This window comes from Streptomyces sp. NPDC029836 (assembly GCF_055574495.1).
This window is the reverse complement of sequence record NZ_JBVHZI010000008.1, coordinates 218,982-230,574: the sequence shown is the minus strand read 5'-3', so window position 1 is coordinate 230,574 and position 11,593 is coordinate 218,982. Positions and strand designations below refer to the sequence as shown.

Here is an 11,593-nt window from a genome sequence, read left to right as displayed (position 1 = left end):
GGTAACTCCTGGTGGGCAGGGAGGTGGGGGAAGTGGTGGAACTGCCTTGCGTCACACGGCGTTTGACGGGGATTAACGTGCCGAGGTGTGAGCTGTAACATAGTAATGTGAAATTGCACTGACAAGACCTGTGCGCCCACCAGTTCGGTACTTCTTGAGGGAGCCTCCATGACCGACCACCCCTCCGGCCTCCACATCGGCAGTCACGATCTGCCGGTATCAGCCGAGTTGTCCCGCTTCATGGCGGCGGACTGGGCGGCCTCCCCGCTGCCCGCCACGGCCCGCGTCGCCGCCCACGACGTGACCCCCGCTCGCCGGGCCCGCCTCTCGGCGCTCTTCCCCGGCGAGCGGCTCGTCGTACCGGCGGGCGAGCTGAAGGTCCGCTCCAACGACTGCGACCACCGCTTCCGGCCGCACAGCGCGTACGCCTGGCTCACCGGCCTCACCGGCGAGGACCAGGTGGGACACGTCCTGGTTTTGGAGCCCGCCGGGCCGAGCGGCCACGAGGCGGTGTTGTACCTCCGACCGCGCTCGCCCCGGACCGGCGGCAACGAGGAGTTCTACCGCGACCGCCGCCACGGCGAGTTCTGGGTCGGCCGCCGCCCCGACCTGGCGGAGGCCGAACGGCTGACCGGCATCCGCTGCGCGCACCTGGACGCCCTCGGCTCCCCGCCCGCCCGCGACGCCGCGACCGACCACGAGCTGGCCGGCGCCCTGTCGGAACTGCGGCTGGTCAAGGACGCGTGGGAGGTCGACCAACTCCAACGGGCCGTGGACCACACCACCGCCGGGTTCGAGGACGTCGTACGGGCCCTGCCGCGCGCCCTCGCCCACCCGCGCGGCGAGCGCTGGATCGAGGGCGTCTTCAACCTGCGCGCCCGGGCCGAGGGCAACGGCACCGGCTACGACACGATCGCCGCCTCCGGCGCCCACGCCTGCGTACTGCACTGGATCCGCAACGACGGCCGGCTGAACGGCGACGACCTGCTGCTGCTCGACGCGGGCGTCGAGACGGACACCCTGTACACCGCCGACATCACCCGCACGCTCCCCCTGTCGGGACGCTTCTCACCTGTCCAACGGCAGGTGTACGAACTGGTGTTGGCCGCCCAGGACGCCGGCATGGCGGCGCTGCGCCCGGGCGCGAGCTTCCGCGACTTCCACCGGGCCGGGATGCGGGTCATCGCCGAGGGGCTGGCCGAGTGGGGCGTCCTGAAGGACGCGCGGGGCGACCTGCACCGGCGGTACACCCTGTGCAGCAGCGGCCACATGCTCGGGCTCGACGTCCACGACTGCGCGCGGGCGCGGGCCGACGCCTACCTGGACGGGGTCCTGGAGGAGGGCCAGGTCCTCACCGTGGAACCCGGCCTCTACCTCCAGCCCGACGACGAGACCCTCCCCGTAGAGCTGCGCGGCATCGGCGTGCGCATCGAGGACGACCTGGTCATCACCTCGGACGGCGCCCGCCTGATGTCCGGGGCCCTGCCGCGCACGGTCGCGGGCATCGAGGAGTGGATGGGCGCCCTCCTGGAGGGATAGCGCGCCGAGGGACAGCGCGCCGGGCCCCGATCAGGGCAGCACGGCGATGCCGTCGAGTTCGACCAGGGCCTCGGTGTCCCACAGTCGTACGATGCCGACCACGGCCATCGCCGGATACTCCCGACCCGCCAACGCCCGCCACACGCGCCCCAGTTCACTCGCGTGCTCCCGGTAGGCGGCCACGTCCGCCGCGTACACGGTGACCCGGGCCAGGTCGGCCGGGGTGCCGCCCGCGGCGGCGAGGGCGGCCAGCAGGTTGGTCAGGGCCCGCTCGAACTGCTCGGGCAGGGTCTGCCCGACCACCTTGCCGGCGCCGTCGAGGGCGGTCTGGCCCGCCAGGAACACGAGCCGGCCGCCGGTGGCGACGACCGCGTGCGAGAAGCCGGTCGCCGGGGACAGCTCCGGCGGGTTGACGCGTTCGAGGCTCATCGGGCCGCCACCTCCCGGTAGAGCTCCTTCGCGATGATCGTGCGCTGCACCTCGCTGGCGCCCTCGTAGATCCTGGGGGCCCGCACCTCCCGGTAGAGGTGCTCCAGGAGGTGGCCGCGGCGCAGGGCGACCGCCCCGTGCAGTTGGACGGCGTGGTCGACGACGTACTGGGCGGTCTCGGTGGCGAGCAGTTTGGCCATCGCCGCCCGGCGCGGGACGTCGGGCGCGCCCCGGTCGTGGGCTCCGGCGGCGGCGTAGACCAGCAGCCGGGCGGCCTCGGTGCGGGTGGCCATCTCGGCGACCCGGTGGGCGACGGCCTGGAGGTCGGCCAGGACCCCGCCGAACGCGGCACGTCCGGCGGTGTGCGCGAGGGTGGCGTCCAGGGCCGCCCGGGCCATGCCCACGGCGAACGCGCCGACGCTCGGCCGGAACAGGTTCAGCGTGCCCATCGCGACGCGGAAGCCCTGCCCGGGTTCCCCGAGCACGTCCTCGGGTCCGACGGCGACGGCGTCGAAGGCGAGGGAGCCGATCGGGTGCGGCGACAGCATGTCGAGGGCCTCGCCGGTGAGGCCCCCCCGGTCCCCCGGGACCAGGAAGGCGGTGATGCCCTTGGCGCCCGGCGCCTCACCCGTCCGGGCGAACACGGTGTAGAAGTCCGCTTCGGGGGCGTTGGAGATCCAGCACTTGGCGCCGGTCAGCCGCCAACCCGGCCCGTCCGGTTCGGCCGCCAGGGCCAGGGCCGCCGCGTCCGAGCCGGCGCCCGGCTCGCTGAGCGCGAAGGCCGCCACCGCCTTGCCCTCCCGTACGCCCGGCAGCCAGCGTTCCCGCTGCGCCGCGCTGCCGGCGGCGAGCACCGGGTGGGCGCCGAGGCCCTGGAGGGCCAGCGCGGTCTCCGCCTCGGTGCAACCGTAGGCCAGGGACTCCCGCAGCAGGCACAGCTCCAACGCCCCGGAGGTGAACACCTTGTCCAGCAGGCCCAGTTCACCGAGGGCCGCGAGCAGCGGCCGGTTCACCCGGCCGGGTTCGCCCTTCTCGGCGAGCGGCCTGAGCCGCTCCCCCGCCAGGGTGCGCAGCCGGGCGCACCCTTCCTCTTCTTCCGGCCCGAGCGCGAATCCGGTCATCCGAATGCCCCAGTTCTATCGCGTCCTGTTGACTGTCGTCACCGTCACGATACGCTCGTGACGCGACCGCACGGCCGGCTCCACCTCAATCCGGACGTTGCAAGGGGGCGAACCCGCCTTGGAGCTCATGCCTTCCGCCCACGCCGACACTTTTGCCCGGGACCACCTGCCGCCGGCGCACGCCTGGCCGCAGTTGCTGTTCGAACTGCCCGAACTGGCCTACCCCGACCGGTTGAACTGCGGGGCCGAGCTGCTCGACGCCACGATCGCCCGGTTCGGCCCGGACCGGCCGGCGTTCCGCAGCGGTGCGGGCGAGGTGTGGTCGTACGGGGAACTGCGCGAGCGCGTGGACCGGCTGGCCCACGTCCTCACCGTCGACCTGGGAGTGGTCCCCGGCAACCGGGTGCTGCTCCGCGGCCCCACCGGGCCCTGGCTCGCCGCGTGCTGGTTGGCGGTCATGAAGGCGGGCGCGGTGGCCGTGACCGTACTGGCCCAGCAGCGGGCGCAGGAGCTGGCCACGGTGTGCGCCATGGCCCGGGTGCGGCACGCCGTGTGTCATGTGAGCGCCCTCGACGACCTGGCGAAGGCCGAGGTTCCGGGCCTGCGGATCACCGCGTACGGCGGTGACGCCGCGGACGACCTGCTGCGGCTGGCCGAGGCGCATCCGGCGCCGTACGAGGCGGTGGAGACCTCGGCCGACGACGTGGCGCTGATCGCGTTCACCTCGGGGACCACCGGCCGCCCCAAGGGCTGCATGCACTTCCACCGGGACCTGCTCGCCGTCGCCGACACCTTCTCGGCCGGTGTGCTGCGACCCCGCCCCGACGACGTGTTCGCGGGCAGCCCCCCGCTGGGGTTCACCTTCGGGCTGGGCGGGCTGGTGGTGTTCCCGCTGCGGGCCGGTGCCTGCGCGCTGCTGCTGGAGCAGGCCGCGCCCCGGGTGCTGCTGCCCGCGCTCGCCGAGCACGGGGTGACCGTGCTGTTCACCGCGCCCACCGCCTACCGGTCGATGCTGGACACGCTCGGCCCGTACGACGCCGGCGCCTACGACCTGTCCGCGCTGCGCCGCTGCGTGTCGGCGGGCGAGAACCTGCCCGAGGCGACCTGGCGGGCCTGGTACGAGCGCACCGGCCTGCGGATCATCAACGGGATCGGGGCGACCGAGCTGCTGCACATCTTCATCTCGGCGGCGGACGAGGACATCCGGCCCGGGACGACCGGCCGGGTGGTGCCGGGGTGGCAGGCCCGGGTGGTGGACCCCTCGGGGCGGCCGGTGGCGGACAACGAGCCGGGGCTGCTGGCGGTGCGCGGGCCGGTGGGCTGCCGCTATCTGGCCGACCCCCGGCAGGGCGAGTACGTACGGGACGGCTGGAACCTGACCGGCGACACCTACGTCCGCGACCCGGAGGGCTACTTCCGGTACGTCGCCCGCGCCGACGACATGATCATCTCCTCGGGGTACAACATCGCCGGCCCGGAGGTCGAGGAGGCCGTGCTGCGCCACCCGGACGTGGTGGAGGTGGCCGTGGTCGGCCGGCCCGACGAGCGGCGCGGGCAGGTGGTCGTGGCGTACACGGTGCTGCGCGAGGGGGCGGTGCTCGGCGAGGAGGCGCTGCGGACCTTCGTGCGGGGCGAGCTGGTCCCGCACAAGTGCCCGCGCTCCTTCGTCTTCCTGCCGGCGCTGCCGCGGACCGCGACCGGCAAACTCCAACGGTTCCGGCTGCGCGATCTAGAGTGAACCCGTGGCCGAGCAGCACACTCCGCGTTCTTTGATCGTCACCTTCTACGGCGCCTACGGACGGTCCTTCGAGGGTCCCGTACCGGTGTCCGCCCTGGTCCGCCTGCTGGGCGCGGCCGGGGTCGACGCGCCCTCCGTCCGTTCCTCGGTGTCCCGCCTGAAACGGCGCGGCTTCCTGGAGCCCGCGCGGGCGACGGACGGCGCCCCCGGCTACGTGCTGTCCGAGGAGGCCCGCCAACTGTTGGAGGACGGCGACCGGCGGATCTACGGCGCCGTGCCCGTCTCGGAGGAGTGGCTGGTCGCCGTCTTCTCCGTGCCCGAGCAGGAGCGGCACAAGCGGCACCTGCTGCGCTCGCGGCTGGCCCGGCTGGGCTTCGGGGCCGTGGCCCCCGGCGTGTGGATCGCCCCCGCGCACCTGGCCGGGGAGACCGGCCGCACTCTGGAGCGGCTGCACCTGACGGCGTACGTGGAGCTGTTCCGGGGCGGTCACCTCGGTTTCGCCCCGAGGGGCGAGGCGGTGGCCCGCTGGTGGGACCTGGCGGCTCTGGCCAAGCAGCACGAGGAGTTCCTCGACCTGCACGAACCGGCCCTCCGGGCCCTGCAATCGGGCTCCGAGCCGACGCCCGAGGAGGCGTACCGGACGTACCTGCCGGCTCTGGACACCTGGCGGCGGCTGCCGTACGCGGACCCCGGGCTGCCGCGCGAGCTGCTGCCCGCCGACTGGCCGGGCGACCGGGCGGCGGCGGTCTTCGCCGAGCTCCACGCCCGGCTGCGGGAGACGGGCGCGCTGTTCGTACGGGAGTAGGGCGCTCGGGACGGCCCGAACGCCGGCCGGGGTCGGGCGGAAACTCCGGTGCGCGGGGCCCCGCGGGCCGGGCACGATGGGTCATGACCTGGACCTTCAGCAATGATCTGGCGGCCTTCCTGGCCGTCGCGCGCCCGGCCGTGGCCGCGCAGCCCGTCGTCAACACCATCCTGCTGACCGTCGCCGACGCCCTGGAGCGGCGCGGCCCGCACGCCCACGGCCCCGCCGATCCCGTCTTCGGGTGGTGGACCGGCTCCGACGGGGTCGTCGCCGGTGGGCTGCTGCGCACGCCACCGTTTCCCCTGCTGCTCGGCGCGCTGCCCCCGGAGGCCTTACCGGCGCTGGGCGCCGCCCTCACCTCGGAGCCGCTGCTCGCGGACGTCGCCGGTTTCGACGCCCGCAGCGCGGACGCGCGGACCCTGGCCGGGGTGTGGGGGACGCCGGTCCGGGTCGTGGACGAGACCCGGCTGTACCGGCTGGGCACCCTGGCCGCCCCGCACCCGTTGCCGCCGGGGCGGGCCCGCCCCGCGCGGGAGGCGGACCTGCCGCTGCTGCTGGAGTGGGTCACGGAGTTCAACCGGGAGGTCGACAGCCCCGGCACGGCCTCCCCGACGGCCCTGCGCGACCGGATCTCGTACGGCGGGTTCCTGCTGTGGGAGCACGCGGGCACCCCGGTGTCCGTGGCCGGCTTCTCCCGCCCGATCGGCTCCGCCTCCCGGATCGGCCCCGTCTACACGCCGCCCGGGGAACGCGGCCGGGGATACGCGGCCGGGGTGACGCACGCCGCGACCGAGGGGGCGCACGCGGCCGGCGCGACCGAGGTGCTGCTCTTCACCGACCTGGCCAACCCGACCAGCAACGGCGTCTACCAGCGCCTCGGCTACGTCCCGATCGACGACCGGCTCCACCTGGAAGCGGTGTCCGCCGCGGCCTAGTCCTGTGACCGGACCCGGCCCGTCGGCGGTTTCCGGCTGCCCGCGCGGTACGGCTCCGGCCAGGGGGCGGCCGGGCCCGCCCAGTCCTGGTCGGCGGCGGCGTGCAGGGTCCAGTTCGGGTCGTAGAGGTGGGGGCGGCCGACCGCGCACAGGTCGGCGCGGCCGGCGAGGAGCAGGGAGTTGACGTCGTCCCAGGAGGAGATGGCGCCGACCGCGATGACGGGGATGCCCAGGGCGTTGCGGATCCGGTCGGCGTGCGGGGTCTGGTAGGAGCGCCCGTACTCGGGCTGTTCGTCGGCCACGACCTGGCCCGTGGACACGTCGACGGCGTCGGCTCCGTGGGCGGCGAACGCGGCGGCGATCCGTTCGGCCTCCTCGGGCGTGGTGCCGCCGGGGGCCCAGTCGGTCGCGGAGAGCCGCACGGTCATCGGGCGGTCCTGCGGCCAGACCTCGCGGACCGCGTCGAAGACCTCCAACGGGAACCGCAGCCGGTTCTCCAGGGGGCCGCCGTAGACGTCGTCGCGGTGGTTGGTGAGCGGGGACAGGAAGCCGGACAGCAGGTAGCCGTGCGCGCAGTGCAGTTCCAGCAGGTCGAAGCCGCAGTCCGCGGCGCGTACGGCGGCCGCCGCGAAGTCGGAGCGGATCGCGCCGAGGTCGTCGGCGGCCAGGGCGCGCGGGACGGCGGACAGGCCCGGCTTGTACGGCAGGGCGGAGGCCGCGACGAGCGGCCAGTTGTCCTGCGGGAGGGGTTCGTCCATGCCCTCCCACATGACGCGCGTGGAGCCCTTGCGGCCGGAGTGGCCGAGTTGGACGCCGAGGGCAGCGCCGGGGGCGGAGGTGTGCACGAAGTCCACGATCCGCTTCCAGGCGGTGGCCTGGTCGGCCGTCCACAGGCCGGCGCAGGCGGGCGTGATGCGGCCCTCGGGGCTCACGCAGACCATCTCGGTCATGACGAGTCCGGCCCCGCCCAGGGCCCGCGCGCCCAAGTGCACGAGGTGGAAGTCCCCGGGCACCCCTTCCCGCGCGGAGTACATGTCCATGGGCGAGACGACGACGCGGTTGCGCAGGGTCAGCCCGCGCAGGGTGAACGGGGTGAACATCGGCGGCGTTCCCGTACCGCCGGCGTCGCCCGGGCCCCCCGCGTCCCCCGGGTCCCGCTGATCGGGCGCCTCCTGTTGCGGGCAGCCGAAGTCCCGTTCGACCGCGCGGGTGAAGCGGGGGTCGCGCAGCCGGAGGTTGTCGTGGGTGACGCGGCGGCTGCGGGTGAGCAGGTTGAAGGCGAACTGCCGGGCCGGTTGGCCGACGTACGAGTCGATCCCCTCGAACCAGCGCATGCTGGCGGCGGCCGCCCGCTGGGTGCTGGCCACCGCCGGGCGCCGGTCCCGCTCGTACGCCGCGAGGGCCTGCGGTACCCCGTGCCCGGCGGCCCGCGCCGCTTCCAGGGCTTCGGTGAGCGCGAGGGCGTCCTCGACGGCGAGTTTCGTGCCGGAGCCGATGGAGAAGTGCGCGGTGTGCGCGGCGTCGCCGACCAGGGCGACGTTCCGGTGCGACCACTGCCCGCACGTCACGGTCGGGAAGCGGGTCCAGGCCGAGCGGTTGCCGCGCAAGGGCCGGCCGCGCAGGGCGTCGGCGAAGATCTTGGCGCAGCGGGCCGCCGACTCGTCCTCGTCGCGGAGGTCGAACCCGGCCGCCCGCCACACCTCCTCGCGCATCTCGACGATCACGGTGGAGGCGTCGGCGGCGTACGGGTAGGCGTGCAGCTGCATGACGCCGTGCTCGGTCTCGGCGATCTCGAAGCGGAACGCTTCGAAGGCGAAGTCGGCGGCGAGCCAGATGTAGCGGCAGCGGCCTTCGGTGACGGTGGGCCGGAAGTGCGCGGCGCCGGCCGTACGGGTGGCGCTGTGCACCCCGTCGGCGGCGACGACCAGGTCGTGGCCGGCGGCGAGGGCGAAGGCGTCGGGGGCTTCGGTGCGGAAGCGGAGCCGGACCCCGAGGCCGGCGCAGCGCTCGTGCAGGATCTCCAGCAGTCGGCGCCTGCCGAGGGCGGCGAAGCCGTGGCCGCCGGAGGTGAGCAGTCGGCCGCGGTGGACGACGTCCACGTCGTCCCAGCGGACGAACTCGGCGCCGAGCGCGGCGTGGACGACGGTGTCGGCGCGTTCGATGCCGCCGAGGGTCTCGTCGGAGAGGACGACGCCGAAGCCGAAGGTGTCGTCGGGGGCCCGGCGCTCCCAGACCTCGACGAGGTGGCCCTGCCGGGCCAGGAGTGCGGCGGTGTAGAGGCCGCCGGGCCCCCCGCCGACGACGGCCACCCGAAGGGCGCTCGCGGTCATCCGGCTACCTGCCCTTCCACTGCGGCGGACGCTTCCCGGTGAAGGCGGCGTGGAACTCCGCGTAGTCCTGGCCGTGCATGAGGAGGGCCTGGGTGTTGGCGTCCAGCTCGACCGACGCGGCCAGCGGCATGTCGAGTTCCGCGGTCAGCAGGGCCTTGGTCTGGGCGTGGGCGAGGGCGGGTCCGGCGGCGAGGCGGGCGGCCAGTTCGGCGGCCCGGGCGTCCGCCTCGCCCTCGTCGACGAGTTCGCTGAGCAGTCCGATGCGCTCCGCCTCGGCGGCGCGTACGGGCTCTCCGAGCATGAGGAGCCGGGTGGCGTGGCCGAGGCCGACGACCCGGGGCAGTAGGTAGGCGGCGCCCATGTCGCCGCCGGAGAGGCCGACGCGGGTGAAGAGGAACGCGAAGCGGGCGGTGGGGTCGGCGATCCGGAAGTCGGCGGCGAGGGCGAGGACGGCGCCGGCCCCGGCGGCCACCCCGTGCACGGCGGCGATCACCGGGAAGGGGCATTCGCGGATCGCGCGGACGACCTGGCCGGTCATCCGGTTGAAGTCGAGGAGTTCGGCGGTGTCCATGGCGAGGGTGGCGCCGATGATCTCGTCCACGTCTCCGCCGGAGCAGAAGCCGCGCCCCTCGCCCGCCAGGACCAGGGCGCGCACGGAGCGTTCGCGGGACAGTTCGGCGAGCAGGTCGCGCAGGTCGGCGTAGGCGCCGAAGGTGAGCGCGTTCAGCTTCTCGGGGCGGTCGAGGGTGACGGTGGCCACGCCGTCCTGCCGGGTCACCCGCAGGTGGCGCCACCGTTCGGTCGCTGGTGTGGAACCGGTGAAGGGGCTCACGAAACCGACGGTATCACCGAGTATTGACTGCCGTCACGAAAACGCGACAGGTGGGTTACGGGGCGGAGCACATGCGGGCGCGGGGCCGGGGCACACGCGGATGCGGGGCACGGTCCGGGGGGGAACGACGAAGGTCCCGAGCGATCGGTGACCGTGGTTGCGTGCCGTTCGGACGGGGTGCCCTACGGGGCCGCGCCGACGGTTCGTATGGTTGAAACCGGGAGTTCCCTTTCCCGCAACCGGGCGGTCCCTCCCGCGCCGGGACGATCCGCCCCGCGCGTCATCGCACACCCACGGAACGGAGGCCTGTCGTGCCCGAGCCCGCCGCCTGGCGGATCGCCCTCCCGCACACGGCCGCCGCCGTGCCCCTCGCCCGGGCGCTGGTGCGGACCGCGCTCACGGAGGCCGAGCCGGCCGCCGACAGCGACACCGCGGAGCTGCTGACGGCCGAGCTGGTCGCCAACGCCGTGGAACACACCGTCGCGGGCGCGGGGATCGAGCTGGTCGTGGAGTTGCTGGCGAACGGCTGCCGGGTCGAGGTCCACGACGGGGACCCGTTCCCGCCGGGCGACCTGACCGCCCGGCCGGACGACACGCACCCGGACCTCTGGCAGGAGCACGGGCGGGGTCTGCTGCTGATCCGGACCCTGAGTTCCGCCTGCGGTCACCGCCGCACCGCACACGGCAAGGCCGTCTGGTTCACCCTCGCGGCGCGCGCCGCGGCAGGCGCGGACGCATGCGTTCCGCGCCCCCGCGCATGACTATGCGCGCGGCTTGGCCAGCGTGGCCACCAGTACGGCCTTGATCGTGTGGAGCCGGTTCTCGGCCTGGTCGAAGACGACGGAGTGCGCCGATTCGAACACCTCGTCCGTGACCTCCAGCGAGTCCAGGCCGTACCGCTCGTGCACGTCCCGCGCGACCTCGGTTCCGAGGTCGTGGTAGGCGGGCAGGCAGTGCAGGAACCTCACGTCCGGATTGCCCGTGGCCCGCAGCACGTCCGTGGTTACCGCGTACGGGGCCAGCGCCTCGATCCGTTCGGCCCAGACCTCCTTGGGCTCGCCCATCGACACCCACACGTCGGTGGCCACGAAGTCGGCCTGCGCCACGCCCTCGGCGACGTCCTCGGTGAGGGTGATCCGCGCCCCGGAGGCCGCGGCCAGCTCCCGGGCCCGGGTCACGACGGCCTCGGCGGGCCAGTACTCCTTCGGCGCGACGATCCGTACGTCCATGCCCAGCAGCGCGCCGGTCACCAGGTAGGAGTTGCCCATGTTGAAGCGGGCGTCGCCGAGGTAGGCGAAGGCGGTCCGCTCCAGGGGCTTGGTGCCGTGCTCGGTCATGGTGAGCACGTCGGCGAGCATCTGGGTGGGGTGCCAGTCGTTCGTCAGTCCGTTGAAGACGGGTACGCCGGCGTGGGCGGCGAGCTCCTCGACGGCGGCCTGGCTGTCGCCCCGGTACTCGATCCCGTCGAACATCCGGCCGAGGACGCGGGCGGTGTCGCGGACGGACTCCTTGTGCCCCATCTGGGAGCCGGAGGGGTCAAGGTAGACGGTGCCGGCGCCCTGGTCGGCGGCGGCCACCTCGAAGGCGCAGCGGGTGCGCGTGGAGGTCTTCTCGAAGATCAGCGCGATGTTCCTGCCCACCAGGCGCCGCTCCTCGGTCCCGGCCTTCTTCGCCGCCTTGAGCTCGGCCGCCAGCTCGACCAGACCGCGGAACTCGGCGGCGGTGAAATCGAGCTCCTTGAGGAAACTGCGGCCGAAGAGGTCGGTGGCCATGGGGACTCTCCAGTGTGACGCTGACAGGGAATGATGGAAGTCTATACGACGCCCTGTATTGATATACATACCCCTGGGGCAGTCCGCCCGCC

10 protein-coding genes are annotated in these 11,593 nt (G+C 74.0%); 5 read left to right on the top strand and 5 right to left on the bottom strand.

Annotation, left to right across the window (positions count from 1 at the left end):
* The first annotated feature begins 168 nt into the window (after positions 1-168).
* On the top strand, positions 169-1,539 hold the full coding sequence (locus tag ACZ4XJ_RS23705; protein WP_362882105.1) for an aminopeptidase P family protein: 1,371 nt from the start codon (positions 169-171) through the stop codon (positions 1,537-1,539).
* A 30-nt stretch (positions 1,540-1,569) separates the two neighbouring features.
* Here the strand turns inward: ACZ4XJ_RS23705 and ACZ4XJ_RS23700 are convergent, their stop codons facing one another.
* Together ACZ4XJ_RS23700 and ACZ4XJ_RS23695 are read right to left on the bottom strand one after the other, a co-directional pair.
* Complete coding sequence (locus ACZ4XJ_RS23700) at positions 1,570-1,968, bottom strand: RidA family protein (protein ID WP_362882103.1); 399 nt, start codon at positions 1,966-1,968, stop codon at positions 1,570-1,572.
* Entirely contained in the window at positions 1,965-3,089 is a 1,125-nt protein-coding gene (locus tag ACZ4XJ_RS23695; protein WP_468497245.1) for an acyl-CoA dehydrogenase family protein, read from the bottom strand. The genes ACZ4XJ_RS23700 and ACZ4XJ_RS23695 overlap by 4 nt, the downstream gene beginning before the upstream one ends.
* Before the next feature lie 127 nt (positions 3,090-3,216).
* On the opposite strand from ACZ4XJ_RS23695, the gene ACZ4XJ_RS23690 reads away from it, so the two are divergent.
* The 3 genes from ACZ4XJ_RS23690 to ACZ4XJ_RS23680 all read left to right on the top strand — a co-directional run bounded on the left by ACZ4XJ_RS23690 (position 3,217) and on the right by ACZ4XJ_RS23680 (position 6,567).
* The gene (locus tag ACZ4XJ_RS23690) at positions 3,217-4,827 is read left to right on the top strand and encodes an AMP-binding protein (protein WP_362882175.1); all 1,611 of its coding nucleotides are present in this window, start codon (positions 3,217-3,219) and stop codon (positions 4,825-4,827) included.
* 4 nt (positions 4,828-4,831) lie between these two features.
* Positions 4,832-5,632 (top strand): PaaX family transcriptional regulator, encoded by an 801-nt coding sequence (locus ACZ4XJ_RS23685; protein WP_468497244.1) that lies wholly within the window; start codon positions 4,832-4,834, stop codon positions 5,630-5,632.
* 83 nt (positions 5,633-5,715) lie between these two features.
* Positions 5,716-6,567, top strand: coding sequence for a GNAT family N-acetyltransferase (locus ACZ4XJ_RS23680; RefSeq protein WP_468497243.1), 852 nt, complete (start codon positions 5,716-5,718; stop codon positions 6,565-6,567).
* Here ACZ4XJ_RS23680 and ACZ4XJ_RS23675 read toward each other — a convergent pair.
* Together ACZ4XJ_RS23675 and ACZ4XJ_RS23670 are read right to left on the bottom strand one after the other, a co-directional pair.
* Complete coding sequence (locus ACZ4XJ_RS23675; protein WP_468497242.1) at positions 6,564-8,897, bottom strand: bifunctional salicylyl-CoA 5-hydroxylase/oxidoreductase; 2,334 nt, start codon at positions 8,895-8,897, stop codon at positions 6,564-6,566. The genes ACZ4XJ_RS23680 and ACZ4XJ_RS23675 overlap by 4 nt on opposite strands.
* A gap of 4 nt (positions 8,898-8,901) precedes the next feature.
* Positions 8,902-9,729 (bottom strand): enoyl-CoA hydratase family protein, encoded by an 828-nt coding sequence (locus tag ACZ4XJ_RS23670; protein WP_468497241.1) that lies wholly within the window; start codon positions 9,727-9,729, stop codon positions 8,902-8,904.
* A gap of 311 nt (positions 9,730-10,040) precedes the next feature.
* Between ACZ4XJ_RS23670 and ACZ4XJ_RS23665 the strand changes: the two genes are divergently transcribed.
* Positions 10,041-10,490 carry an ATP-binding protein gene (locus tag ACZ4XJ_RS23665; protein ID WP_468497240.1) on the top strand — a complete coding sequence of 150 codons (450 nt, stop codon included), beginning with the start codon at positions 10,041-10,043 and terminating at the stop codon, positions 10,488-10,490.
* Here ACZ4XJ_RS23665 and argF read toward each other — a convergent pair whose 3' ends face one another.
* Positions 10,491-11,501, bottom strand: coding sequence for an ornithine carbamoyltransferase (argF, locus tag ACZ4XJ_RS23660; RefSeq protein ID WP_468497239.1), 1,011 nt, complete (start codon positions 11,499-11,501; stop codon positions 10,491-10,493).
* Positions 11,502-11,593 lie beyond the last annotated feature (92 nt).

Coding starts and splice junctions, on each gene's coding strand:
- ACZ4XJ_RS23675 (WP_468497242.1), bottom strand. CDS start 8,897: ATGACCGCGAGCGCCCTTCGGGTGGCCGTCGTCGGCGGGGGGCCCGGC.
- ACZ4XJ_RS23690 (WP_362882175.1), top strand. CDS start 3,217: ATGCCTTCCGCCCACGCCGACACTTTTGCCCGGGACCACCTGCCGCCG.
- ACZ4XJ_RS23680 (WP_468497243.1), top strand. CDS start 5,716: ATGACCTGGACCTTCAGCAATGATCTGGCGGCCTTCCTGGCCGTCGCG.
- argF (WP_468497239.1), bottom strand. CDS start 11,501: ATGGCCACCGACCTCTTCGGCCGCAGTTTCCTCAAGGAGCTCGATTTC.
- ACZ4XJ_RS23700 (WP_362882103.1), bottom strand. CDS start 1,968: ATGAGCCTCGAACGCGTCAACCCGCCGGAGCTGTCCCCGGCGACCGGC.
- ACZ4XJ_RS23705 (WP_362882105.1), top strand. CDS start 169: ATGACCGACCACCCCTCCGGCCTCCACATCGGCAGTCACGATCTGCCG.
- ACZ4XJ_RS23695 (WP_468497245.1), bottom strand. CDS start 3,089: ATGACCGGATTCGCGCTCGGGCCGGAAGAAGAGGAAGGGTGCGCCCGG.